Origin of the sequence: Pseudoxanthomonas gei, assembly GCF_010119615.1 — a bacterium.
Lineage (GTDB): Bacteria > Pseudomonadota > Gammaproteobacteria > Xanthomonadales > Xanthomonadaceae > Pseudoxanthomonas_A > Pseudoxanthomonas_A gei.
The window spans coordinates 283,124-309,118 of the sequence record NZ_QOVG01000001.1 but is presented as its reverse complement, the minus strand read 5'-3'; the positions used below and the strand labels follow the sequence as shown (position 1 = coordinate 309,118).

At 64.7% G+C, this 25,995-nt stretch carries 20 protein-coding genes; 11 read left to right on the top strand and 9 right to left on the bottom strand.

Annotation, left to right across the window (positions count from 1 at the left end; translation table 11 throughout):
* Positions 1-273: 273 nt before the first annotated feature.
* The 3 genes from DT603_RS01355 to DT603_RS01345 are packed head-to-tail and all read left to right on the top strand — an operon-like array spanning position 274 to position 8,053.
* Complete coding sequence (locus tag DT603_RS01355; protein WP_162348341.1) at positions 274-1,383, top strand: efflux RND transporter periplasmic adaptor subunit; 1,110 nt, start codon at positions 274-276, stop codon at positions 1,381-1,383.
* Entirely contained in the window at positions 1,380-4,937 is a 3,558-nt protein-coding gene (locus DT603_RS01350) for an efflux RND transporter permease subunit (RefSeq protein WP_162348049.1), read from the top strand. Before DT603_RS01355 ends, DT603_RS01350 begins: the two co-directional genes overlap by 4 nt.
* Positions 4,934-8,053: an efflux RND transporter permease subunit gene (locus DT603_RS01345; protein WP_162348048.1), complete on the top strand. Its 3,120-nt coding sequence runs from the start codon at positions 4,934-4,936 to the stop codon at positions 8,051-8,053. Before DT603_RS01350 ends, DT603_RS01345 begins: the two co-directional genes overlap by 4 nt.
* A gap of 558 nt (positions 8,054-8,611) precedes the next feature.
* Here the strand turns inward: DT603_RS01345 and DT603_RS01340 are convergent.
* From DT603_RS01340 to ykgO, 6 genes are all read right to left on the bottom strand, one after another.
* Positions 8,612-9,868, bottom strand: a complete 1,257-nt coding sequence (locus DT603_RS01340; protein WP_162348047.1) for a TraB/GumN family protein — start codon at positions 9,866-9,868, stop codon at positions 8,612-8,614.
* Complete coding sequence (locus tag DT603_RS01335; protein ID WP_162348046.1) at positions 9,861-10,391, bottom strand: GNAT family N-acetyltransferase; 531 nt, start codon at positions 10,389-10,391, stop codon at positions 9,861-9,863. The genes DT603_RS01340 and DT603_RS01335 overlap by 8 nt, the downstream gene beginning before the upstream one ends.
* Positions 10,388-11,293 (bottom strand): carbon-nitrogen hydrolase, encoded by a 906-nt coding sequence (locus DT603_RS01330; RefSeq protein WP_162348045.1) that lies wholly within the window; start codon positions 11,291-11,293, stop codon positions 10,388-10,390. The genes DT603_RS01335 and DT603_RS01330 overlap by 4 nt, the downstream gene beginning before the upstream one ends.
* Before the next feature lie 69 nt (positions 11,294-11,362).
* Positions 11,363-12,394 carry an agmatine deiminase family protein gene (locus DT603_RS01325; RefSeq protein ID WP_162348044.1) on the bottom strand — a complete coding sequence of 344 codons (1,032 nt, stop codon included), beginning with the start codon at positions 12,392-12,394 and terminating at the stop codon, positions 11,363-11,365.
* Between the two features lie 18 nt (positions 12,395-12,412).
* Positions 12,413-12,739 carry a hypothetical protein gene (locus DT603_RS01320; protein ID WP_162348043.1) on the bottom strand — a complete coding sequence of 109 codons (327 nt, stop codon included), beginning with the start codon at positions 12,737-12,739 and terminating at the stop codon, positions 12,413-12,415.
* A 239-nt stretch (positions 12,740-12,978) separates the two neighbouring features.
* Positions 12,979-13,104, bottom strand: a complete 126-nt coding sequence (gene ykgO / locus DT603_RS01315; protein WP_005913193.1) for a type B 50S ribosomal protein L36 — start codon at positions 13,102-13,104, stop codon at positions 12,979-12,981.
* A 190-nt stretch (positions 13,105-13,294) separates the two neighbouring features.
* Between ykgO and cmk the strand changes: the two genes are divergently transcribed.
* From cmk to galU, 8 genes are all read left to right on the top strand, one after another.
* Positions 13,295-13,966 (top strand): (d)CMP kinase, encoded by a 672-nt coding sequence (gene cmk, locus DT603_RS01310; protein ID WP_162348042.1) that lies wholly within the window; start codon positions 13,295-13,297, stop codon positions 13,964-13,966.
* A gap of 165 nt (positions 13,967-14,131) precedes the next feature.
* Positions 14,132-15,826, top strand: a complete 1,695-nt coding sequence (gene rpsA / locus DT603_RS01305; protein ID WP_162348041.1) for a 30S ribosomal protein S1 — start codon at positions 14,132-14,134, stop codon at positions 15,824-15,826.
* Between the two features lie 73 nt (positions 15,827-15,899).
* Complete coding sequence (locus DT603_RS01300; RefSeq protein WP_162348040.1) at positions 15,900-16,205, top strand: integration host factor subunit beta; 306 nt, start codon at positions 15,900-15,902, stop codon at positions 16,203-16,205.
* 90 nt (positions 16,206-16,295) lie between these two features.
* The gene (locus DT603_RS01295) at positions 16,296-16,568 is read left to right on the top strand and encodes a hypothetical protein (RefSeq protein WP_162348039.1); all 273 of its coding nucleotides are present in this window, start codon (positions 16,296-16,298) and stop codon (positions 16,566-16,568) included.
* Positions 16,569-16,584: 16 nt separating this feature from the next.
* Positions 16,585-17,763: a lipopolysaccharide assembly protein LapB gene (gene lapB / locus DT603_RS01290; protein ID WP_162348038.1), complete on the top strand. Its 1,179-nt coding sequence runs from the start codon at positions 16,585-16,587 to the stop codon at positions 17,761-17,763.
* Positions 17,763-18,764 carry an MraY family glycosyltransferase gene (locus DT603_RS01285; protein ID WP_343037706.1) on the top strand — a complete coding sequence of 334 codons (1,002 nt, stop codon included), beginning with the start codon at positions 17,763-17,765 and terminating at the stop codon, positions 18,762-18,764. Before lapB ends, DT603_RS01285 begins: the two co-directional genes overlap by 1 nt.
* A complete protein-coding gene (locus DT603_RS01280) occupies positions 18,761-20,671 on the top strand; it encodes a polysaccharide biosynthesis protein (RefSeq protein WP_162348037.1) in 1,911 nt (636 codons plus the stop codon). The genes DT603_RS01285 and DT603_RS01280 overlap by 4 nt, the downstream gene beginning before the upstream one ends.
* Positions 20,668-21,567 carry a UTP--glucose-1-phosphate uridylyltransferase GalU gene (gene galU, locus DT603_RS01275; protein ID WP_162348036.1) on the top strand — a complete coding sequence of 300 codons (900 nt, stop codon included), beginning with the start codon at positions 20,668-20,670 and terminating at the stop codon, positions 21,565-21,567. The genes DT603_RS01280 and galU overlap by 4 nt, the downstream gene beginning before the upstream one ends.
* Positions 21,568-21,646: 79 nt before the next feature.
* Here the strand turns inward: galU and DT603_RS01270 are convergent, their stop codons facing one another.
* The 3 genes from DT603_RS01270 to DT603_RS01260 form a co-directional block, all read right to left on the bottom strand.
* On the bottom strand, positions 21,647-22,852 hold the full coding sequence (locus tag DT603_RS01270) for an acetyl-CoA C-acyltransferase (protein ID WP_162348035.1): 1,206 nt from the start codon (positions 22,850-22,852) through the stop codon (positions 21,647-21,649).
* Between the two features lie 98 nt (positions 22,853-22,950).
* Complete coding sequence (locus DT603_RS01265; RefSeq protein ID WP_162348034.1) at positions 22,951-25,323, bottom strand: 3-hydroxyacyl-CoA dehydrogenase/enoyl-CoA hydratase family protein; 2,373 nt, start codon at positions 25,321-25,323, stop codon at positions 22,951-22,953.
* 33 nt (positions 25,324-25,356) lie between these two features.
* Complete coding sequence (locus tag DT603_RS01260; RefSeq protein WP_162348033.1) at positions 25,357-25,983, bottom strand: TetR/AcrR family transcriptional regulator; 627 nt, start codon at positions 25,981-25,983, stop codon at positions 25,357-25,359.
* Positions 25,984-25,995 lie beyond the last annotated feature (12 nt).

The window sequence follows — 25,995 nt, the reverse complement described above, 5'->3', positions numbered from 1 at the left end:
GACTCTCTGATTGCGCGCGCTACGTCCAACCGCAGCGCTTGGCTGAGGCGAGTATAACGTGCGAGTTCAGGTGGCGGCCATCCATGGGTCGCGCAATGGGCGCGGCGGATGGAAGCCGGCGTTTGCGAAAGGGGCAGCACATCCTCTGACGCAAGTCACCATGACGTTTGGCGCATGCCGGTTTTGAACTTGGGTGATATACCTAGCTACTACACCTAACAACCACCCGGTACCATCATGTCTCGACCCGAATTTTCCGCTGGCCGCCCCGTGATGCGGCCGCTGCGCATCCTTGCCCTGGTCTCCCTGCTGGCCGTCGGCCTTGCCGGCTGCAAGGGCGGTGATGGTGAGGCCCAGGCCAAGCCTGGCGACCCGCCCAAGCCACCTGATGCGGTGCCGGTGGAAGTCACCAAGGCCGCGCATCGACCCGTGGCCGCCAGTTACACCGGCACCGCCGCGCTGGAGCCCAGCGGTGAAGCGCAGGTCGTGGCCAAGACGTCCGGCGTGGCGCTTTCGGTCATGGTCGAGGAAGGGCAGCAGGTTCGCGCGGGCCAGGCGCTGGTGCGGCTGGATCCGGACCGCGCGCGGCTGGCGGTGGCCCAGGCCTCGGCGCAGATGCACAAGCTGGAAAACAACTACAGCCGCGCCCGGCAGCTGGTCACCCAGCAGATGATCAGCGCCAATGACGTCGACCAGATCAAGTTCGACCTGGAAAACGCGCGCGCCCAGCACCGCATGGCCACGCTGGAGCTTTCCTACACCACGGTGATCGCGCCCATTTCCGGCGTGATTGCGTCGCGCTCGATCAAGACCGGCAACTTCGTGCAGATCAATACGCCGATCTTCCGCATCGTCGACAACTCGAAGCTGGAGGCGACGTTGAACGTGCCGGAACGCGAGATCGCCACGCTCAGGGCCGGCCAGCCGGTGCAGCTGACCGCCGACGCCTTGCCCGGGCAGAACTTCACCGGCATCGTCGATCGCATCGCGCCGGTGGTCGATGCGGGCAGCGGCACTTTCCGCGTAGTGACCACGTTCGCAGGCGGCGGCCTGCTGCAGCCCGGCATGTTCGGGCGCATCAAGATCGACTATGACAAGCGCGCCGATGCGCTGGTCATTCCACGTGCGGCACTGCTGGATGACGACAGCGATCCGGCGGTGTTCGCGGTTCGCGCCGGCAAGGCCGCGCGCGTGTCGATCAAGCTGGGTTACATGGACGGCGAATGGGTGGAAGTGCGCCAGGGCCTGAAGGCAGGCGATGGCGTGGTGACCGCCGGCAAGATAGCGCTGCGCGATGGCACGCCGGTCGAGGTGATCGGTCAGCCCGTCGCCAAGCCCGCCACCGCCAAGGTGGAGGCTGCAGCACCCGGTAAGAAACAATGAGCGGCCACGGATCAGGGCAGGGGGCATCGGGCGGAGGCTCCGGTCCACGCAACAACACCGATGGCAACAACAACGATCCGCTCGCACCGCCCGCCGGCCTGACCGGTGGCGGCCTGGTCGAGTTCTGCACGCGTCGCCGGGTCACCGTGGCCATGTTCTGGGTCACCATGTTCCTGTTCGGCTGCATCGCGCTGTTCGCGTTGAAGGTCAACCTGCTGCCGGACCTGAGCTATCCCACCCTGACCGTGCGCACCGAATACACCGGCGCTGCGCCCTCGGAAATCGAGACGCTGATTTCAGAGCCGGTGGAAGAAGCGGTGGGCGTGGTCAAGAACCTGCGCAAGCTGAAGTCGGTCTCGCGCACCGGCCAGAGCGATGTCGTGCTCGAGTTCGCCTGGGGTACGAACATGGACCAGGCCAGCCTGGAAGTGCGCGACAAGATGGAAGTGCTGCAGTTGCCACTGGAAGCCAAGGCGCCGGTGCTGCTGCGCTTCAATCCGTCGACCGAGCCGATCATGCGCCTGGCGCTGTCCTCGAAAGTCGCCGGCAAGACCGAGGCCGACTCCATCCGCCAGCTCACCGAGCTGCGTCGCTACGCCGACGAGGACCTGAAGAAGAAGCTGGAGCCGGTGGAAGGCGTGGCCGCGGTCAAGGTGGGCGGCGGCCTGGAAGACGAGATCCAGGTAGACATCGACCAGCAGAAGCTGGCGCAGCTGAACCTGCCTATCGACACGGTGATCCAGCGCCTGCAGCAGGAGAACATCAACATCTCCGGCGGCCGCCTGGAACAGGGTTCGCAGCGCTACCTGGTGCGCACGGTCAACCAGTTCGCCAGCGTGGAGGAGATCCGCAACATGCTGGTGACCACGCAGAGCGGCGGCAGCAATGCGGCGGCCACGGCGGCACAGCAGATGGCGGCCATTGCGGCCTCCAGCGGCGATGCGGCGGCGATGGCCGCGGCAGCGTCGGTGCAGAGCGCTTCCTCGGCAGGTTCCAGCACCGTGGCCGGCGGCGTGCCCGTGCGCCTGAAGGACATTGCCGACGTCCGCCAGGGTTACAAGGAGCGCGAGGGCATCATCCGCCTGGCCGGCAACGAGGCCGTTGAACTGGCGATCTACAAGGAAGGCGACGCCAATACCGTCGCCACCGCCGACGCCATCCAGGCCAAGCTGGAGAAACTGAAGACACTGATCCCGCCCGATGCCGAACTGACCCCCATCGACGACCAGTCGCAATTCATCCGTCACGCCATCAGGGACGTGAAGCTGGATGCGGTGATCGGCGGTTTCCTCGCCATCCTGATCATCTTCCTGTTCCTGCGTGACGGCTGGAGCACCTTCGTGGTCGCGCTGTCGCTGCCGGCGTCCATCGTCACCACCTTCTTCTTCATGGACCGGCTGGGCCTGAGCTTGAACGTGATGTCGCTGGGCGGCCTGGCCCTGGCCACCGGACTGGTGGTGGATGATTCCATCGTGGTGCTGGAAAGCATCGCCAAGGCGCGCGAGCGCGGCCTGGGCATCCTGCAGGCCGCGATCACCGGCACCCGTGAAGTCAGCATGGCGGTGGTTGCGTCCACGCTGACCACCATCGCCGTGTTCCTGCCGCTGGTGTTCGTGCAGGGCATCGCCGGACAGCTGTTCCGCGACCAGGCCCTGACCGTGGCCATTGCCATCGCCGTGTCGCTGGTGGTGTCGATGACGCTGATCCCGATGCTCAGCGCGCTCAAGGGCAGGCCGCCGATGGCCTTCCCGGAAGAAGCGCCGCATCCGCAGTGGACGCCCGCCTCGAAGTGGCAGAAGCCGCTGGCAGCGACCGAGCGTGGCATCGGCAAGGGCACGCGTGGCGTGCTGTTCGGCATCAGCTGGGTGTTTGTCCGGCTGTGGCGTGGCCTGGTGGCCGTGGTCGGTCCGGTGATGCGCAAGGCCAGCGACATCGCCATGGCGCCCTATGACAAAGCCGAACGCGGTTACATGAAACTGCTGCCGGGTTCGTTGCGGCGTCCGTGGCTGGTATTGGGCTTCGCCGCGGCGGCCTTCGCCCTGACCATGCTGACCGTGCCGATGCTGGGCGCCGACCTGATCCCGCAACTGGCGCAGGACCGGTTCGAGATGACGGTGAAACTGCCGCCCGGCACGCCGCTGGCGGAAACCGACAAGCTGGTGCGCGAGCTGCAACAGGCCCATGCCAAGGACGAAGGCATCAGCTCGATGTACGGCGTCAGTGGCAGCGGCACCCGCCTGGATGCCAATCCCACCGAGAGTGGCGAGAACATCGGCAAGATCACCGTGGTGATGGCCGATGGCGGCAGCAAGCAGCTGGAAGCGGCTGAAACCGAGAAGTTGCGCACGACCATGCAGGCGCATCCCGGCGCACAGGTCGATTTCCGCCGCCCCGAGCTCTTCAGTTTCTCCACGCCGCTGGAAATCGAGCTGCGCGGCCAGGACATGGAGACCATCCAGCGCGCTGGCCAGAAGATGGCGGCGATGCTGCGTGCCAACCCGCATTACGCCGACGTCAAGTCGACGGTGGAAGAGGGCTTCCCGGAGATCCAGATCCGCTTCGACCAGGACCGTGCCGGTGCGCTGGGCCTGACCACCCGGCAGATCGCTGACGTGGTGGTGAAGAAAGTGCGCGGCGACGTGGCCACGCGCTACAGCTTCCGCGACCGCAAGATCGACGTGCTGGTGCGCGCACAGGCATCGGATCGTGATTCGGTGCAGAGCATCCGCCAGCTCATCGTCAATCCGGGCAGTTCGCGGCCGGTGACGCTGGAGTCGGTGGCCGAGGTGGTGTCCACAGTGGGCCCGAGCGAGATCCACCGCGCCGACCAGGTGCGCGTGGCCATCGTCTCGGCCAACCTGCGTGACATCGACCTGGGCGGGGCCGTCAATGAAGTGCGCGACATGGTGGCCAGGGACAGCGTCGGCGCCGGCGTGGGCATGCACATCGGCGGGCAGGGCGAGGAACTGGCCGAATCGGTCAAGGCACTGCTGTTTGCCTTCGGCCTGGCGGTGTTCCTGGTCTACCTGGTCATGGCCTCGCAGTTCGAATCGCTGCTGCATCCGTTCGTGATCCTGTTCACCATCCCGCTGGCGCTGGTGGGCGCGGTCCTGGCCCTGTTGCTGACCCGTTCGCCGGTGTCGGTGGTGGTGTTCATCGGCCTGATCCTGCTGGTCGGGCTGGTGGTCAAGAACGCCATCATCCTGATCGACAAGGTCAACCAGCTGCGCGAGCACGGCGTGCCCAAGCGCGAGGCGCTGGTGGAAGGCGCGCGCTCGCGCCTGCGTCCGATCATCATGACCACGCTGTGCACGCTGTTCGGTTTCCTGCCGCTGGCCCTGGCCTTTGGCGAGGGCGCCGAAGTGCGTTCGCCGATGGCCATCACCGTGATCGGCGGCCTGCTGGTGTCGACGCTGCTGACCCTGGTGGTCATTCCGGTGGTCTACGACCTGCTGGACCGGCGTCCGGACGAGTACTACGCCACGCGCGGCCGCCTGCATCGCGACGCCATCGAGCAGCCGGTAGCCGGCAATGAAGGATTCGACCCCGCATGAGCATCGCCGAACTCAGCATCAAGCGGCCGGTCAGCGCGATCATGCTGTTCGTGTCGCTGACCGTGATCGGCCTGATCGCGGCCTTCCGCCTGCCGCTGGAGGCCTTTCCGGAGGTCTCGCCGCCCTTCATTTTCGTGCAGCTGCCCTACGTGGGCTCGACGCCGGAAGAAGTGGAGCGCACGGTATTGCGGCCGGTGGAGGAAACGTTGTCGACCATGCCAGGCATCAAGCGCATGGACACCAGCGCCAATGCCAATGGCGCCCAGTTGTTCATCCAGTTCACCGACTGGGAACGCGACGTGGCCATCGCCGCGTCCGATGCGCGCGAGCGCATCGATGCGATCCGCGACGACCTGCCCGACGACCTGCAGCGTTACCTGGTGCTGAAGTTCTCCACGACCGACCAGCCGGTGCTGCGGGTGCGCCTGGCCAGCGAGATGGACCTGGCCGGCTCCTACGACATGATCGACCGCGAGTTCAAGCGGCGCATCGAGCGCATTCCGGGGGTGGCGCGCGTCGACATTTCCGGCGCGCCCTCCAATGAAGTCGAGATCGCGATCAGCCAGGACCGCCTGACCGCGCACAACCTGGGCCTCAACGACCTCACGAAAAAGCTGCAGGCGATCAACTTCTCGGTCTCGGCCGGCACCATCACCGATGGCGGCCAGCGCCTGCGCGTGCAGCCGGTGGGCGAACTCACCGACCTGCAGCAGCTGCGCGACCTGGTCATCGGCAACGGCGTGCGCCTTTCCGACATCGCCGAGGTGCGCTTCAGGCAGGCGCGCATGGACATGGGCAGGCGCCTGGACGGCAAGCAGGCCGTCGGCCTGGACATCTTCAAGGAGCGCAACGCCAACCTGGTGGAAGTGTCCAGGCGCGCGCTGGCCGAAGTCGAGGAGATCCGCAAGGAGCCCTCGCTGAGCGACCTGCAGATCAAGGTCATCGACAACCAGGGCGACAACGTCACCACCTCGCTGGTCGAACTGGCGGAGGCCGGCGCCATCGGCCTGGTGCTGTCGATCGCGGTGCTGTTCTTCTTCCTGCGCCACTGGCCCTCTACGATGATGGTCACGCTGGCGATTCCGATCTGTTTCATCATGACCCTGGGCTTCATGTATTTCGCCGGGGTCACCCTCAACATCCTGTCGATGATGGGCCTGCTGCTGGCTATCGGCATGCTGGTGGACAACGCCGTGGTGGTGGTCGAAAGCATCTACCAGGAACGCGAACGCATGCCCGGCCAGCCACGCCTGGCCTCCATCGTCGGCACCCGCCACGTGGCCATCGCGCTGTCGGCCGGCACCCTGTGCCACTGCATCGTGTTCGTGCCCAACCTGTTCGGCGAACGCAACTTCCTCAGCATCTACCTGTCGCAGATCGCCATCACCATCTCGGTGTCGCTGCTGGCCTCGTGGCTGGTCGCGGTGAGCCTGATCCCGATGCTGTCCGCGCGCCTGAAGACGCCGCCTGCAGTCGGCAACCCCAACGGCATCATCCCGCGCATGCAGAAGCGTTATGCCCGGCTGCTGCGCTGGACCCTGGAACACCGTGGCTGGAGCGTGACCGGCATCGCGCTGATCATCGCCATCAGCATCGTGCCCATGGTGCTGACCAAGAAGAACATGTTTGGCGGCGACGATGGCGGCGAGACCAATATCTTCTACCAGTGGAAGGGTTCCTACAGCCTGCAGCAGATGTCCGACGAAGTGCTCAAGGTCGAAAACTTCATGGACGCCAACCGCAAGCGCTTCCATGTCGAGCAGATCTATTCCTGGTACAGCGAGCAGGGCGACGGCGGCACGCGCATCAAGTTCGACATGAGCACGCTCGACAACAAGGACACCGCCAAGCTGATCGAGGAGATCCGCAAGGCCCTGCCCAAGTCCGCGCGCGCCACCCTTGGCATAGGCAATGGCGGCGGCGGCCCGGGCGGCGGCGGCGGCCAGCCAGGCGAGAACGTGCAGGTCCAGCTGGTCGGCGACTCCACCTCGACCCTGGCCGAGATCGCCAACGACATCGTGCCGATGCTGGCCAAGAGCAAGCAGCTGCGCGACGTGCGCGTGGATGCCGGCGACCAGAACAGCGAGCTGTCGGTGCGCGTGGACCGCGAGCGCGCGGCCGCGTTCGGCTTCAGTGCCAACGAGGTCGCCAGTTTCGTCGGCGTCGCCTTGCGCGGCGCGCCGTTGCGGGAATTCCGCCGCGGCGAAAGCGAAGTGCCGGTGTGGGTGCGCTTCGCAGGCGCCGAGCAGTACGGCATCGAGGACCTGGATACCTTCATGGTCCGCGCCGCCGACGGGCGCACGGTGCCGTTGCTGAGCATGGTCGACGTGGGCGTGACCCCGGCGGCGACGCAGATCTCCCGCACCAACCGCCAGACCACGTTGACCCTGCAGGCCAACCTGGCCGACAAGGTCACCGTGCCCGAAGCGCGCAAGGCCATGGAGGACACCCTGAAATCGGTGTCGTTCCCGACCGGCTACAGCTATTCGTTCGACGGTGGCGCGTTCCAGGAAGAAGACGAGGCCGGCAAGCAGATGATGACCAACCTGGTGATCGCGCTGCTGCTGATCTACATCGTCATGGCCGCGGTATTCGAATCGCTGTTGTTCCCCGCGGCGATCATGAGCGGCGTGCTGTTCTCGGTGTTCGGGGTGTTCTGGCTGTTCTGGCTGACCGGCACCGAGTTCAACATCATGGCCTTCATCGGCATCCTGGTGCTGATGGGCGTGGTGGTGAACAACGGCATCGTCATGATCGAGCACATCAACAACCTGCGCCGGCGCGGCATGTCGCGCACCGATGCGCTGGTGGATGGCAGCCGCGAACGCCTGCGCCCGATCCTGATGACCATGGGCACGGCCATCCTGGCGATGATCCCCATCGCCTGGGGCAATACCCAGATGGGTGGCGACGGCCCGCCGTACTACCCGATGGCGCGCGCGATCGCAGGTGGCCTGGCGTTCTCCACCGTGGTCAGCCTGCTGTTCCTGCCCACCATCTACGCCATCCTCGACGATATGCGCAGCGGCACCGCCCGCATCAACCAGCGCGCGCGCCTGCGCAAGGGTGAAGGCGGCGTGCCGGCCGCGGCGATCACGGCGCTGAAGGCGGAGTAGGCAGGACGCCAGCGACGTAGCCAATGCAGGGCGGGTTTCAACCCGCCCTGCGACCAATGCGGATCAACATCGTCCGCCGGGCCGGGTTCCGCCTCTTGCTGGCCGTTGTGGGAGGGGCTTCAGCCCCGACGGCGGAAAGGGTGAAGCGTCGGGGCTGAAGCCCCTCCCACAAGGCAACCTGCCCCGTCCCGTAACGGGACATCGGGTCCGGAAAGCCTCCAAGGCTTTCCAGAAAGCCAAATAGTCATTCGGGAAGGCGGAATTGCCTTTCCGGAAGGGCAAATCGTCATTCCCGATAGCGAAAAAGCTGTTCCGGAAAGCCGGATCGTCATTCCGGAAGGCCGAATAGTGATTCCGGAAGGCCAAATAGTGATTCGGGAAAGCGGAATTGCTGTTCCGGAATGACTTTTCCGGCTTCCGTTGATGAAAATTTGTCCAACGGAATCCCTTTTTTGCTTTCCGGAAGGCAGAAAAGCCTCAACGGCCAGTCGGCCGGCGCCTGTTGCAGGTTCGCGCGAGCCCGGATCTACAAGGACCAGCGGGCCCCCGGGGCGTTGCTCATCCGGCCAGTTTGCCGAAAATCCGCGCCCCGGCGATCCATACGCCTACGCCGGTGCCCAGGTTGGTCAGGATGAAATTCAGGACCACGCGCGAAACCCGGTTGCGGTACCAGCCGCGCCAGGTCTGGGCGTCGTCGCGCAGGGCCAGGAAATCCCCGTAAGCCGGCTTGCGGATGCGTACTTCCACCAGGGCGCTGAAGGTGCCGGACGGAATCCCGGGGCGGAACGGTTTCAGCGGCGCGGCAATCGCACCGGCAAGAATGCTCAGCGGGTGGCCGCCGGCCAGTGCGCAGCCCAGCGCCGCCAGCCCGGCCGTGTACAGCACCCACTGCTTCAGCAGGTCGGCACCGACCGCCAGCCCGCCGTTCCAGAAGCCCCAGCCGATGCCGCCCAGCACCAGCGCAGTGATGACGATGGTGAACCACGGCAGCTTCCTGCGGTTCTCCACATATTCCAGCCCGGCGCAAAGACCGGCGGGTTCGCGCTGTTCCTCGCCCAGATACCGCGCCAGGCCCTGCAGGTGGCCCGCACCGACCACCGCCAGCACTTCGTAGGGGGTTCCGTCCGCCTTCGTTGGCACCTCGATCTGGCGCAGTCGCGCCGCCATGTACTGGTCGCGTTCGTCGATCAGCGCGGCGAACAGGGCAGGACTCTGCTTGGCGAACTCGCCGAAACTCGACTCCAGCATGTCGCCCTGCTTGAGGTTCTCGATCTCCTCCTCGCCTACTTCGTCATCGACGAGCAGGCTGGTGACCAGGCCGGTGCCCAGCTTGATGCGGCCGAAGAAACCCAGCCCGGCGGAAATCCGCTTGAAGGTGATGCCGACATCGCGGTCGATCAGGTGCAAGGGCAGGTCGCGACCCTTGGCCGCATTGGCGGCTGCTTTCAGCTCGGCGCCCGGCTCGATGCCCAGTTGTTCCGCCAGTCGGCGCTGGTACGCGGCCAGGCCCAGGTTGGCGGCGAACAGCGCCACCTTGCCTTCGCGGATCACCTTGACCAGGTCCAGCTTGGCCAATGCCTCGGGATCGTCCAGGGCCTGCAGACGCTGTGGGTCCAGTTCGACCGCGACCGCGTCGAAATTGCCGTCGGCGATCGCCGCGACCACCGCATCGACGCTGGCCCTGGAGACATGCGCGGTGCCCAGCAGGGTATAGCGCACGCCATTGCGTTCCACGATCTGGTACGGCTGGCCAGCCAGGTAGGCGCCGTCGGCCGGCGCGGCTTCATCGAGTATCGGGGTCATGTGTTCATTCATCGTCAGGCGCCTGTTGTGTGCCGCGGCCAAGCGCGCATTGCATCTGTACCGTGTCCAGCCAGCGGCCATGCTTGCGGCCCAGGCCGGGGAAAATTCCAATAGTGGTAAAGCCAAGTTTCTGGTGCAGGGCGACGGAGTCGCGATTGTCCGGTTCGCCGATCACCGCGACCATCTGCCGGAAGCCCCGCGCGGCGCATTCCTGCATCAGGCGCTCCAGCAAGGCAGTGCCGATGCCACGGCGACCCAGGCCGGGCATCACGTAGACCGTATCTTCCACCGTCCAGCGATAACCGGCGCGGCTGCGGTACGGGCTTGCGTAGGCGTAACCGGCGAAGGCGCCATCGTATTCGGCGACCAGGTAGGGGAAATTACCGCCCAGGACGGCGTCCATGCGCGAGGCCATTTCGGCTTCGTCGGGGATGTCGTATTCATAGGTGGCGACCCCGTCGCGGACCTGCTGCGCGTACAGCCGCTGGATCGCCGCAAGGTCGGCGCGGGTGGCGGCTCGCAACAGCGGTTTCAATCGATGTACCGCTTCAGCAGGTCGCCATAGGCATCGATGCGGCGGTCGCGCAGGAACGGCCAGATGCGGCGCACGTCCTCACTGCGTGCCAGGTCGATTTCGGCGCTGAGGATTTCCGGTTCGGCGCCGGCCTCGGCAACGAATTCGCCCTGTGGCCCCAGCACATGGCTGTTGCCCCAGAACTGGATGCCCGCGGCACCGGTGGCCTTTTCGGAGGCCAGTGGCGATGGCTCATGGCCGACCCGGTTGCAGGACAGCACCGGCAGGCCGTTGGCTACCGCGTGGCCGCGGTGGCTGAGGATCCAGGCATCGCGCTGGCGGCTTTTTTCGTCCTGAGCGTCGTCCGGGTCCCAGCCGATGGCGGTCGGGTAGAGCAGCACTTCGGCGCCGGCCAGGGCCATCAGGCGCGCGGCCTCGGGATACCACTGGTCCCAGCACACCAGCACGCCGAGTCGGCCGAACGAGGTGTCGATCGGCTTGAAACCGATGTCGCCGGGGGTGAAATAGAACTTCTCGTAGAAGCCCGGGTCGTCCGGAATATGCATCTTCCGGTACTTGCCGAGCACGCTGCCGTCCTTCTCGAAGACCACGGCGGTGTTGTGGTACAGCCCGGCCGCCCGGCGCTCGAACAGCGAGCTGACCAGGACCACGCCGTGTTGCCTGGCAAGCTTGCCAAGTCGTTCGGTGCTGGGGCCGGGTATGGTCTCGGCCAGGTCGAATTCGTCGACCGATTCGTGCTGGCAGAAATACGCGCCGTTGTGCAGTTCCTGAAGCAGGACCAGCCTGGCGCCACGCGCCGCCGCTTCGGCCACCCGCATTTCGATGACCGCAAGATTGGCTTCCGCGTCGCCGTGATTCTTTTCCTGGATCAGGGCAACGGGCAACGTGTTTTTGTTCGACATCGGTGGATTCCTTGCGGCAGGGACGGACGAGGCAGTCCCGCGGGGTTGCGATGGCCGGTGGAATTTCGGCTAGGCGAGGATGCCGTCCGGCAGCTGCATGGTGATGCAATGCAGGCTGCCGTTCTGCCAGATCAGCGCACGGCAGGGCACCTGCACGATCTCGCGGCCCGGGAACGCCTCAGCCAGCACGGCGGCTGCCGCATCGTCGGCCGGATCGCCATAGGCCGGCATCAATACGGCGCCATTGATGATCAGGAAATTCGCGTAGGAAGCGGCCAGGCGCCGGCCCGCATCCAGCACCGGTTGCGCCCACGGCAGCGGGAACAGGCGATACGGCTGCCCGTCGGCCGTGCGCAAGGCGGCGATCTCCTTGCCCATCGCGCCCAGTTCGGCGAAGTGCGAATCGGCGGGATCGTCGCAGGCCTGGAACACGATGGATCCGGCACTGGCGAAGCGTGCCAGGGTATCGATGTGGGCGTCGGTGTCGTCGCCCTCCAGATAGCCGTGCTCCAGCCACAGCACCCGGTCCTGCTTCAGCCAGCCCGCCAGCTTCGCGGTGAGGTCCTCGCGTGGCAGGTCGGGGTGGCGCTCGTGCAGGCACTTCCAGGTGGTGAGCAGGGTGCCGGCGCCATCGGTTTCTATGGCGCCGCCTTCCAGGGCGAAGTTGATGCTCTGCACGAAATAATCGTGGAACAGGTCCATGCCGGCCAGTTCGCCGACCAGCAGGTCGTCGCGCCCGGCCTGGTACTTGCCACCCCAGCCGGTGAACCGGAAATCCAGCTGCTTGTAGCGGTCGCCGACGCGCAGGGTGATGGGACCGGTATCGCGCAGCCAGGTGTCGTCATATTCGGCCGGCACGAACCGCACCCGGGTCATGTCCACGCGCGCCGAGCGCAGGCGCGCCTCGGCATAGGTCTGCAGGTCTTCGTCGGCCACGCAGATGATGACCGCCTGGAAGCAGGTGATGGCCGCCACCAGCGCCACATAGGTTTCCTCGACCTCGCCCAGCCGCTCGGCCCAGTCGGTCTCGGCATGCGGCCACGCAATCAGGACTGCGGACTGGGGTTCCCATTCCGCAGGGAAGCGAAAAGCATCGGTCATGGACGTCGGGTCGAACTCTTATCGGATGGGGGGTTTGGGCCCGATTTCTTCCGGCCCGGCCTGGTTGGCGACCACGTCGATCACCCGGCTCTTCTCGAAATACACGGTGAAGGCCGGATAGACCCAGCGATTGATCACCGGCCATTGGCGCTTCTGGCCGCCACGGGGCTCCAGCCGCTGTTGGGGCGCACCGAACCGGGCTTCCACCGCGGCAGCGGTCTGGCCGCGGGCGGGCAGGGCGGCGGGTTCTTCCTGCACGCGCTCGATCAGCAGGGTTTCGGCGCTGGCGACACCGGCGCAGCAAAGCAGGGCGAACATCGGAACAGCGAAAAGACGACGATTCATGGCGGTGGCTCCCCAAAGGACGGGTCTTTATAGCAAAAGCAGCCCAACAAAATACCGCCGGCCTGCCGGAATGCATGGCAGTGCGCGGTTTGTCACATCCCCACCGGCTTGGGACTACGGGCGCCTTGCAAACGCGCACGGGCACGGAATGCCGAAAAACAAGAAAGCCGCCTCGCGGCGGCTTTCTGCGTTCACCCCGGTGGCTGCGCCTCAACGCTGCCCGCCGGGGTGGTGCTGTTTCAGCGCTGACGCGCCTTGAAACGCGGGTTCGACTTGCAGATCACGAAGACCTTGCCACGGCGGCGGACCACCTTGCAGTCGCGATGACGGGTCTTTGCCGACTTCAGGGAGGAAAGGACTTTCATGACATACCTCTGGAGGATTCTGGGTGGAAATTCTGGGATGGGGCTGGAATGGACGGTGCAGCGAAAATCAAGCCGCGCATTCTAGCGGCTTTTTTCCTTGAGGTTCAAGCCTTTGCATGATCCGGGGGCTCGGCATCCTGCAGCCACGGCCGCGCGGGCGGGCATAATGGCTGAAAACCACGGGGTCGCAATGTCCGAGAATATTCCAGTACTGACCATCGACGGACCCTCCGGCGCAGGCAAGGGCACGGTCAGCAGGCTGGTCGCCAAGCGGCTGGGCTGGCATTACCTGGATTCCGGCGCGCTCTACCGGGCGGTCGGCGTGGCTGCAAGCTGGGCCAACCTGGACGTTTCGGACCCGGCGGCGCTGGTCCGCTGCACGTTCGACACGGTCGTGACCTTCCGTGAAGACGCCAAAGGCGACCTGCGGGTATGGGTGAACGAGTCCGATGCCACCGATGAATTGCGCCTGGAGACCACCGGCGCGGTAGCCTCGGCCATTGCCGCCTTCCCGGAAGTGCGATCGGCGCTGAAGGAGCGCCAGCGGGCTTTCCGGCAGGCCCCCGGCCTGGTCGCAGACGGCCGCGACATGGGTACGGTCATCTTCGCGGACGCGCCCTACAAGGTTTTCCTGACCGCAAGCGCCGAGGAACGGGCGGAAAGGCGCTATAACCAGTTGAAAGACAAAGGGGTTTCGGTCACAATCGGCGGTCTGCTACGCGAGATTCTCGCCCGCGACGCCCGTGACGCCCAGCGCACGGTGGCACCGCTCAGGCCGGCCGAAGACGCCGTCCTTGTCGATACCACCGGCCTGGGCATCGACCAGGTCGTTGAGCGCGTGCTGGCCCTGGTCCAGACCTGAGCCAGCCAGGATCAAGCGAAGCGGCAAGTCCCGCCGGGGGAATCCTCCCAGCGGTTTTCTCCACCACAACACTCACGGTCACAGGCATCCCGCCCAGGCCGACAACGAGTGGACCGTCGCGTCCTTATCCCGTGCCGGTCTGCGTCATCAACCGAGATTTATTCAATGATCGAATCATTTGCAGAACTGTTTGAACAGAGCCAGATCCATCTCACCAAGCTGAAGCCCGGTTCCATCGTCATGGGCACCGTCGTGGAAGTCCGCAACGACGTAGTGGTGATCAATGCCGGTCTGAAGTCAGAAGGCATCGTGCCGATCGAACAGTTCCGTAACGACGACGGCACCCTCACGGTTGCGGTCGGCGATGAAGTAAAGGTTGCACTCGACTCCCTCGAGAACGGCTTCGGCGAAACCGTCCTGTCGCGCGAGAAAGCCAAGCGCGCCATGGTCTGGGACGAGCTGGAAGAAGCGCTGGAAGCCAACGCCACCATCACCGGCCGCATCAGCGGCAAGGTCAAGGGCGGCTTCACCGTCGACATCAAGGACGTCCGCGCGTTCCTGCCAGGTTCGCTGGTCGACGTGCGCCCCGTGCGCGACCCGGGTTACCTGGAAGGCAAGGAACTCGAGTTCAAGCTCATCAAGCTGGATCGCAAGCGCAACAATGTCGTGGTCTCCCGCCGTGCGGTGGTCGAGAGCGAGCATTCGGAAGAGCGCGAGCAGCTGATGGACAAGCTGCAGGAAGGCGTGGTGCTGAAGGGCGTGGTCAAGAACCTGACCGATTACGGCGCGTTCGTGGACCTGGGTGGCATCGACGGCCTGCTGCACATCACCGACATGGCCTGGAAGCGCGTGCGCCATCCGTCCGAAGTCGTTGAAGTCGGCCAGGAACTCGACGTCCGCGTGCTGAAATACGACCGCGAGCGCAACCGCGTCAGCCTCGGCCTGAAGCAGCTGGGCGAAGATCCGTGGGACAACATCGCCCGTCGCTACCCGGCCAACAGCCGCGTGTTCGGCAAGGTCTCCAACGTCACCGATTACGGCGCGTTCGTCGAGATCGAGCCGGGCGTCGAAGGCCTGGTGCACGTCTCGGAAATGGACTGGACCAACAAGAACGTCAACCCGTCCAAGGTCGTGCAGGTCGGTGACGACGTCGAAGTGATGGTGCTGGACGTGGACGAGGAGCGTCGCCGCATCTCGCTGGGCATGAAGCAGGTCGCCGCCAATCCGTGGGAAACCTTCGCTGCCATCCACAAGAAGAACGACAAGGTGTCGGGCCAGATCAAGTCGATCACCGACTTCGGCATCTTCATCGGCCTGGACGGCGGTATCGACGGCCTTATCCACCTGTCGGACATCAGCTGGAACTCGACCGGCGAAGACGTGGCCCGCAATTACAAGAAGGGCGACACCCTGGAAGCCGTGGTGCTTGCAGTGGACCCGGAACGCGAGCGCATCAGCCTAGGCGTCAAGCAGCTTGAGCAGGACCCGTTCGGCCAGTTCATGGCTGCCAATCCCAAGGGCGCCAAGCTGGAAGGCGTGGTGCGTGAAGTGGACGCCAAGGGCGCCATCATCGACATCGCCGAAGGCGTCGAGGGCTATGTGGCCGCGCGCGACATCAGCACCGAGCGCGTCGACGACGCCAGCCAGCACCTGAAGGTCGGCGAGAAGATCGAAGCCCGCTTCGTGGGCATGGACCGCAAGGGCCGTGTGCTGCAGCTGTCGATCAAGGCCAAGGACGACGCGGAAATGCGTGAGACGCTTGAAGACTACCAGTCGCAGTCTTCTTCCTCGTCCACCGGTGCCACCACCCAATTGGGCGCGCTGTTGCGTGCGCAGCTGGAAGGCAACAAGTCCGAGTAAGCAAGTCATCCGATCCACGCCGGCCCGGCTAGTCCCGGGCCGGTAGTGGTGCCTTTCGCCTAGCTCCGTGACGATGACCAAATCCGAACTCATTGAAATTCTCAGCCGTCGCCAGCCGCATTTGAAGGCGGACGACGTGGATCTTGCGGTGAAGTCACTGCTGGAGATGATGGGCGGTGCCCTTGCCCACGGTGAGCGCATCGAGATCCGCGGGTTCGGCAGCTTCTCCCTGCATTACCGTCCACCCCGCCTGGGCCGCAATCCAAAGACCGGTGATTCGGTGGCGTTGCCCGCCAAGCACGTGCCGCATTTCAAGCCGGGCAAGGAGTTGCGCGAGCGCGTCAGTGGTGTCACACCGCTTGAAGAAAGCGGCGAATAATCAGGTTTACGCGCAAGAATCCACGCTGACCCTGCGTGTGGATATCGGCGGTCTCGGCTAAGCTAGTGCTTCCCAAGCATGGAGCGGCCAATGAATATTTTTCGTCTGGTCATCGCGCTGGTGTTTCTTGCGCTCGGATTGATTGTCGGTTTCCAGAACGGTAGTCCGCAGATCACCCTGAAATTGTTTTCACTCAGCTGGGTCACTACACCTGGCAATGCCATCATCCTGTCGCTGCTGACCGGGGTGATCATCGGCGGCATGATCGTGCTGGCGACGATGGTCTGGCCTTTGTATTCCAAGTTGCGGAAGGCGAACAAGCAAGCCGCTACGCCCGTTGCCGGTTCCGGCACGGGACCCTGACAGCAGGCCCTGACGCATGCAATTCCTCAATGAATGGTTCTGGTTCTTCCTGTTCCTGCCTTTGGCTGCCCTGAGCGGCTGGATCATCGGCCGGCGGGGAGGGCAACGCCATGGCGACACCCAGGTCAGCCGGCTTTCCAGCACCTATTTCCGCGGCCTGAACTACCTGCTCAATGAGCAGCCTGACAAGGCCATCGAGCTTTTCCTGCACATCGCCGAACTGGACAAGGAAACCTTCGAGACCCAGGTTGCGCTGGGGCATCTGTTCCGCCGGCGTGGCGAAGTCGACCGCGCCATCCGCCTGCACCAGGGCCTGGTGCAGCGGAACGACCTGAGCGACCAGCAGAAGGTGCAGGCACTGCTGGCCCTGGGCGAGGATTACATGCGCTCGGGACTATTGGATCGCGCTGAGACGGTGTTCAGTGACCTGACCCGCATAGACCAGCGCGCACCGCAGGCCCTCAAGCACCTGATAGGCATCTACCAGACCGAGCGCGACTGGGAAAAGGCGATCGACAACGCCACGCGCTACGAGGAAGTGGCCGGCGAACCGATGGGCAAACTCATTGCCCAGTTCGAGTGCGAACTGGCCGAACGCCACCGCACCGCCAACGATTCCGATGCCGCGCGCGCCTCGATCACCCGCGCCTACCAGGCCGATGCCAGTTGCGTGCGCGCGGGCATACTTGAAGGGCGCATCGAATCGGACGCAGGCAACCACGAAGCCGCGATACGGGCCTTCGAGCGCGCTGCACGGCATGACCCGGATTATCTGCCGGAAGTGTTGCCCAGTCTGATGGCCAACTATGAGCTGGGCGTCGATCTTGCCGGTGCGCGCGCCTTCCTTTCCGAGATGTGCGAACACTACCGCGGCATCGCCCCGGTGCTGGCATTGACGCGCCTGGTCGAGAGCCAGGATGGGGTCGCCGCGGCACGGGCCTACCTGGCCCGCCAGCTCAAGGACCGGCCTTCGGTTCGTGGCGAGGCGGCACTGATCGACCTCACCCTGGCCGAGGGTGCAGATCCCACCGCGACCCTGAACGACCTGAAGCACATCACCGACCAGTTGCTGGTTCGCAATCCCAGTTACCGCTGCACCCGGTGCGGGTTTGGAGCGCGAACCCATCATTGGCAATGCCCAAGCTGCAAGGAATGGGGCACGGTCAAGCCGCTGCTCAACTACGCGGTGGTTTGATGGCGGCAGTCACGATCTGGCTGGTGCTGCCTTTCCTGTTGTCTGCCGCTGCAACCTGGCTGGCCCGGGGATACGCCCTTGGGAAGAGCCTCCTGGACCATCCCGGCGAGCGCCGCAGCCATGCCGTGGCTACACCGAGGGGCGGTGGAATTTCGATCGTGGCCTGCGTGCTGCTGGGCATGGCCTGGATCGCGGTCGCCCACCCAGCACACCGGGTGTCCATGGCCGGGCTCGCCACCGGGCTCATGCTGGTGGGAGGAATAGGCTGGCTTGACGACCATCGCCCGCTGTCCCCTCTGTTGCGGCTGTTCATCCAGGCCTTGGCGGCCCTCATCCTGGGCTGGGTCCTCTACCAGGCTACGGGCGCCATACAGTACGCGGCATTGGCGTTCGTGGCCGTCATGGTGCTGGTGAACGTATGGAACTTCATGGACGGCATCAATGGCCTGGCGGCCAGCCAGGCAGCAATTGCCGCGTTCGGTTATGCGTGGCTGCTTGGAGCAGGCCCTTGGCTTTGGCTGGCCGCGGTGCTGTTCGCTTCCATATGCGGATTCCTGCCATTCAATTTCCCCAGGGCGCGGATTTTCCTGGGAGACGTGGGTAGCGGCGCACTGGGATACATGCTGGCAGTACTGCTGGCCGCTGCCTTCTCGTTGAGCCCGGCGCCTGGCCCCGCTCTGTTTCTGCTCCTGCTGCCGTTGTCGGCATTCCTAATAGACGCGGGCTTCACCCTGTGCATGCGCATCCTAGCTGGTGAACGCTGGTGGGAGCCCCATGTTCAGCATCTCTATCAAGGATGGGTACGAAAGGTCGGGGGGCACGCCGGTGTCACCTTGGCTTATGCGGTATTCAGCCTTTTGGCTGTGATCCTGATGCTCGCTGCCGTAGGCTGGACCGCGTTCTGGATTGTCGCTGGAGCGATCACCTGGTACGCAGCAGGCATCTTGGTTTGGGCGCGATTGCGCAAGGACGTTCAATTGAGTAAGGAAGCAGGCCAATGATTTCATGGCGTGAGCGGCTGTCTGCGCTTGTACCGCGGCTTACCGTGGTGAGCCATGACCTGTTGATGGTGTGGCTTTGCTGGCAGGGTCTGCACCACCTGCGCTACGCGATGTTGCCCAATCCGCCGGCGTCCCCCCTGTGGTCGCCCGAAATTGCCATCGTTCTGGTGGCCCAGGGCCTGGTGTTCTGGCGCGTAGGCCTTTATCGCGGCCTGTGGCGGTTCGCCAGCGTTCCCGACCTGTGGAACATCCTGAAGGCCGCGCTGCTCGGCCTGCTTGCCCTGGCGCTGGGGCTGGCCCTCTATAACCGCCTTGGAACCGTACCCCGCGCAGTCCTGGTGTTGTACCCGTTTGCGCTTGTCGGACTGCTGGGGATGCCCCGGTTGCTGTTCCGCGCGTGGAAGGACAACCAGAATTCAGACCTGAAGAGCGGAGTCGCACTGCGCGTGCTCATCCTGGGTGCTGGCCGTGCGGGCGAAGCGCTGGTGCGCGATCTGCGCCGCAGCGGTGCCTACCAGCCCGTGGGACTGCTGGATGATGCCGCCCGTTTGAAAGGCACCAAGCTGCACGGCGTGCCGGTGTTGGGCGGCCTGGATGATGCCGTGGCCATCGCCCGCGAGACTGCCGCGAAATTGATCGTGATCGCCATGCCGTCTCTGGACGCGGCGAACATGCAGCGGGTAGTGGCTATTTGCGAAAGTACCGGGCTGCCTTTCCGTACCGTGCCGCGACTGGTGGACGTTCTGGAAGGAAGGTCGTTGCCGGGCGAGCTGAAGGAGGTCGCCATCGATGACCTGCTCGGCCGCAAGCCGGTGACGCCGGACTGGAAGCTGATACGTGGTTGGCTGGGCGGCCGTACCGTACTGGTGACCGGCGCCGGTGGCTCGATTGGCTCGGAGTTGTGCCGCCAGTGCGCGCGTCACGGGGCGCGCAAGATTGCCTTGCTAGAGGTCGACGAGCTTGCACTGACCACCACTCACGCCGAGTTGAGCCGCGCTTTTCCGGACCTGGAGATCGTGTCGGTATTGGGCAATTGTGGTGACCCCGCGGCTATTGCCCATGCGCTGAAGATTTCCGAACCCGATGCGGTGTTCCACGCCGCCGCCTACAAGCAGGTGCCCTTGCTCGAGCAGCAGCTGCGCGAGGCCGTACGCAACAATGTGCTGGCTACCGAAGTTGTGGCGCGTGCCTGCCGGGATGCGGGTGTTGCCACCTTCGTTTTCATCTCGACCGACAAGGCGGTGGACCCGGTCAACGTGCTGGGCGCGACCAAGCGGTTCGCGGAAATGGTCTGCCAGACCATGGACGACCGCAAGTCCACCCGCTTCGTCACCGTCCGTTTCGGCAACGTGCTGGATTCGGCGGGCAGCGTGGTGCCGCTGTTCCGCGAGCAGATCCGCCTGGGTGGGCCGGTCACCGTCACCGATCCCGACGTGACCCGCTATTTCATGACCATTCCCGAGGCCTGCCAGTTGATCGTGCAGGCGGCTGCCGGCGCCGCACACGCCTCGATCTATACGCTGGACATGGGCGAGCCCGTGCCGATCAGGGTCCTGGCCGAGCAGATGATCCGCCTGGCAGGCAAGCAGCCCGGCAAGGACATCGCCATTGTCTACACCGGCCTCAGGCCGGGCGAGAAGCTGCATGAAACGCTGTTCCATGCCGACGAACTGTACCGTCCCACTTCCCATTCCAAGATCCTGGAAGCCCGGGCGCGTGATGCCTCGGTGGAAATGATCAGCCGGGCAATCGTGTCGTTGCAGGCGGCAGCGGCTGCCTATGACAACGAAGAGCTGTCGCGGATCCTGCGGGCTTCCGTACCCGAGTTTTCGCCCGCCGGCCATGTACAGGAGACCGGGGCCACCATCGTGCAGTTCCCGGCACGCGACGCAAGAAGGACAAGATGACGCAACGCATACGCAAGGCAGTCTTCCCCGTGGCGGGCTTGGGAACGCGGTTCCTGCCCGCCACCAAGACGGTGCCGAAGGAAATGCTTCCGATCATCGACAAGCCGCTGATCCAGTACGCGGTCGATGAGGCGGTTGAGGCCGGGTGCGACACCCTGATCTTCGTCACCAACCGCTACAAGCACGCGGTTGCCGATTATTTCGACAAGGCCTACGAGCTGGAGCAGAAGCTTGAGCGCGCTGGGAAGCTTGAGCAGCTGGAGCTGGTGCGCAATGTGCTGCCCAGCCACGTACGCGCGGTTTTCGTCACCCAGGCCGAGGCGTTGGGGTTGGGACATGCGGTCCTGTGCGCCAAGCCGATCATCGGCAACGAGCCTTTCGCGGTGTTGCTGCCGGACGACCTGATCTGGAACCGCGGCCCGGGTGCGCTGAGCCAGATGGCCGACGCCGCTGAGGCATCCGGTGCCAGCCAGATCGCAGTGCAGGACGTGCCACGCGAGCAGACCGGCAGTTACGGCATTGTCGCGACCGAGGCATTCAATGGTCGCGAGGGACGCATTTCGGCAATCGTGGAAAAACCCGAGCCCGACGTCGCGCCCAGCAACCTGGCCGTGGTCGGTCGCTATATCCTCAGCCCCCGCATTTTCGACTTGCTGGAAAGGACTACGCCCGGTGCGGGCGGCGAAATCCAGCTCACGGACGGCATCGCCTCGCTGCTCGCCGATGATCCCGTGCATGCCTACCGTTTTCGCGGCACCCGTTTCGACTGCGGCACCCATATCGGCTTGATCGAGGCGACCATCCGCTACGCGCTGGACCATGAAAAGCTCAGCGATGCGGCGCAGCAACTGATGCAGAACGCGCTGAAGGAACTGGGTGTCACCGAGCTGGAATAGGCGGACCCGGGCCACCTGCAAGAATCAAAAAGGGGCAGCCGATGGCTGCCCCTTTTCTACATCCGGACGGGTGCTTGAATCAAAGCGATTCGAAGATGCCCGCCGCGCCCATGCCGGTGCCGATGCACATGGTCACCATGCCGTACTTCTGCTGGCGACGGCGCATGCCGTGCACGATCGTCGCCGTTCGGATGGCGCCGGTGGCGCCCAGCGGATGGCCCAGTGCGATGGCGCCGCCCAGGGGATTGACCTTGGACGGGTCCAGCCCGCTATCGCGGATCACGGCCAGTGCCTGAGCGGCGAAGGCCTCGTTCAATTCGATCCAGTCCAGTTGCTCCCTGGTGATGCCGGCCTGCTTCAGCGCCTTGGGAATCGCCGCGATGGGGCCGATGCCCATGACTTCGGGACGCACGCCAGCCACCGAGAAGGACACGAAGCGGGCCAGCGGGGTCAGCCCGTAATCCTTGATGGCCTGTTCCGAAGCCAGCAGCACGCCGGCGGCGCCGTCGCTCATCTGTGAGGAGGTGCCGGCCGTGACCGTGCCGCCGAATTGCGGATTGCGGAACACGGTGCGCAGCTTGGCCAGGCCTTCCAGCGTGGTGTCCGGACGCGGGCCCTCGTCGTTTTCCACCAGCAGCTTGCGCAGCTGGATGGTGTTGCCGGCCAGGTCGGGCACATGCGACATCACTTCGTACGGGCTTATTTCGCCCCGGAACTCGCCTGCCTGCACGGCCGCGATGGCCTTCTGGTGCGAGGCCAGCGCAAAGGCGTCCTGGTCCTCGCGCGAGATCTTCCATTCCTCGGCCACCTTCTCGGCGGTGATGCCCATGCCGTAGGCAATGGCGACGTGGTCGTTGTTGAACACGCTGGGGGCCATGGCGATCTTGTTGCCCATCATCGGCACCATCGACATCGACTCGGTGCCACCGGCCAGCATCAGGTCGGCATTGCCGAGGCGGATCTGGTCGGCAGCCAGGGCTACCGCCTGCAAGCCGGAGGAGCAGAAGCGGTTGATGGTCTGGGCGGCAATCGTGTTGGGCAGGCCGGCCAGCAACAGGCCGATGCGCGCCACGTTCATGCCTTGCTCGCCTTCGGGCATGGCGCAACCGATGATCGCGTCATCGATGCGGTTGACGTCGATGCCCGGCGCCTGCGCGACCACGGCCCGGAGCACGTGCGCGAGCATGTCGTCGGGGCGGGTATTGCGGAATACGCCCTTCGGCGCCTTGCCCACGGGCGTGCGGGTGGCGGCGACGATATAGGCTTCCTGGATCTGCTTGCTCATTGTTTCGTTCCTCAATCGAGAATGGGGAATAGGGAGTGGGGAATGGAAACGGCAAAAGCTACTGGCTTGGCCGATTCACGATTCAAGATTCACTATTCTCAGTTTCTAAGCGGCTTGCCGGTCTTGAGCATGTGTCCGATCCGCGCCTGGGTCTTTTCCTGCTGGGCCAGTTCGACGAAGTGCTTGCGCTCCAGCTTCAACAGCCATTCCTCGTCCACCAGCGAGCCGCGATCCACTTCGCCACCGCAGAGGATGGTGGCAATGCGCACGGCGATCTCATAGTCGTATTCGCTGATGAAGCGACCTTCCAGCATGTTGACCAGCATCATCTTGAAGGTGGCGATTCCGACGTCGCCGGCCACCTGGATGCGGCGGGCGGGCAGGGGCGGCCGGTAGCCGCTTTCCGCCAGCGCCAGTGCTTCCTGCTTGGCCACGTACAGCAGCTCGAATGCATTGAATACGATGCGGTCGGTCTTGCGCATCAGGCCGAGTTCCTGCGCCTCCATCGCCGAGGCCGAGACCTTGGCCATGGCGACGGTCTCGAACGTCTTCTTCAACTCGGCGAACACGTCGCCGCCCGGACCGGCGGCCTGCGAGGCGCGCACCGCGATTTCCTTCAGGCCTCCGCCGGCGGGCAGCAGGCCCACCCCGGCCTCTACCAGGCCGATGTAGCTCTCCAGGCTCGCAACAGTCTTGGCGCTGTGCATCGGGAACTCGCAGCCCCCGCCCAACGCGAGTCCACGCACCGCAGCCACGACCGGCACCAGCGAATATTTGATGCGCTGGCTGGTGGCCTGGAAGTTGGCGACCATGGCCTCGAAGCCAGCCACGTTGCCCGCCTGCAGCAGGCCCATGGCACCGGACAGGTCGGCGCCAGCAGAGAACGGTTCGCTGTTCTGCCACAGCACCAGGCCCTTGAAATCGCGTTCGGCAATGCCGATCGCTTCCTGCAGCCCGTTGAGCACATGGTCGTTGACGGTATTCATCTTGGTCTTGAAGCTGACCACCGCGATGCCGTCGCCGTCGGTCCACATCCGGACGCCGTCGTTTTCGTACACGGTCTCGCCAGCGGGGAATTTCTCGCCCAGCAGCGGATCGGGGAACCGCTGGCGCTGGTAGACGGGCAGGGTGGAACGCGGCAACTTCGCGTTCCTTGCCGGGCTGTAGCTGCCCTCGGCGGCATGCACGCCGTCGCGGCCATCGAATACCCAGTTGGGAAGCGGCGCGCTGCTCATGGTCTTGCCGGCAACGATGTCGTCGGCGATCCACTGCGCCACCTGCTTCCAGCCGGCCGCCTGCCAGGTTTCGAACGGCCCCAGCGACCAGCCGTAACCCCAGCGGATGGCCAGGTCGACGTCGCGCGCGGTTTCGGCGATGTCAGCCAGGTGGTAGGCGCTGTAATGGAACAGGTCACGGAAGGTCGCCCACAGGAACTGCGCCTGCGGGTGCTGGCTCTCGCGCAGCCTGGCGAATTTTTCCGCCGGGTTCTTCAGTTTCAGGATCTCGATGACTTCGGGCGCGGCAGCGCCGGTCGACGGCCGGTAGTCCTGCGCCTTCAGGTCAAGCACCACGATGTCCTTGCCGACCTTGCGGAAGATGCCGGCGCCGGTCTTCTGGCCCAGGGCGCCCTTGGCGATCAGGGCTTCCAGCCACTTGGGCGCGGCGAAGTACTTGTGCCACGGGTCGTCCGGCAGGGTGTCGCCCATGGTTTTGATGACATGCGCCATGGTGTCCAGGCCAACCACGTCCGAGGTCCGGTAGGTCGCGGACTTCGGACGACCGATCAGCGGGCCGCTGACGGCATCCACTTCATCGAAGCCCAGGCCGAACTCGGCCGTGTGGTGGATGCTGGCCAGGATCGAGAACACGCCGATGCGGTTGCCAATGAAGTTGGGGGTGTCCTTGGCGTAGACCACACCCTTGCCGAGGGTCGTGACCAGGAAGGTTTCGAGGCCTTCCAGCACTGACGCATCGGTGACCCGGGTCGGGATCAGCTCGGCCAGGTGCATGTAGCGCGGCGGGTTGAAGAAATGCACGCCGCAAAAGCGGTGGCGAAGCTGCTCGGGCAGTACATCCGAAAGGGCATTGATGCCCAGTCCGGAGGTATTGCTGGCCAGGACCGCGTGGTCGGCGACGAAGGGGGCGATCTTCTTGTACAGGTCCTGCTTCCAGTCCATGCGCTCGGCAATGGCCTCGATGATCAGGTCGCAGCCACGCAGTTGTTCCAGCCCGGTCTCGTAGTTGGCCGGGGTAATCGCCTCGGCCAGCGACTTGCTGGCCAGGGGAGCCGGGCTCAACTTGCCCAGGTTGGCGATGGCTTTGAGTACCACGCCGTCGGCCGGACCTTCCTTTGCGGGCAGGTCGAACAACACCGTGTCCACCCCTGCGTTGGTGAGGTGCGCGGCAATCTGGGCACCCATTACGCCGGCCCCGAGCACCGCTACTTTACGTACAAGCAACTTGTTAGACATGTTCTCTAAACCCTTGTTTACAAATTGAAAAGTTCAGTGGCCGGCGCGAATGCCGGCCTCTGCGAATCGGATCAACTCACGCGCTGCGCGTTCACGGTGTACCGATTCAGTTACATCGGCAGGCCGCTTGATCAGGCCGAAATCAGCCATGGCATAGGTCAAGGCGCCGGCGAGGAAGTCGAGGCGCCAGTACAGCTCCTCCTTGCTCAGGCCCGGCACGCAGGTGGCTATGGCCTTGCCGAATTCCCTCAACACATGGCCGTAATGGTCTGACAGGAACTTGCGCAAGCCGTCATTTTTTTCCGCATAGGCGCGCGCCACCACGCGCACGAACGCGCCGCCCCCATGGCGGTCCTGCGACATGGCCAGCGCAGGTTCGACGAAGGCAGCCAGGACGGGTTGCAGCTCCCCCGGATGCGCTTCCAGTGCGGTTTTGAGTTGGCTGAGGCGCAGGGCGGTCATGTCATCCATGCGGCGGCGGAACACCTCGTTGACCAGGTTCTCCTTGGACCCGAAGTGGTAATTGACCGCGGCGATGTTGACATCGGCGCGGCTGGTGACCTGTCGCAAGGACGTACCGGCGAAGCCGTGCTGTGCAAAGAGTTCCTCCGCGGCGCCGAGAATCCGGTCCTTGGTGGAGAAGTGGGCGGTGTTGGCCATGCAAACCTCGGT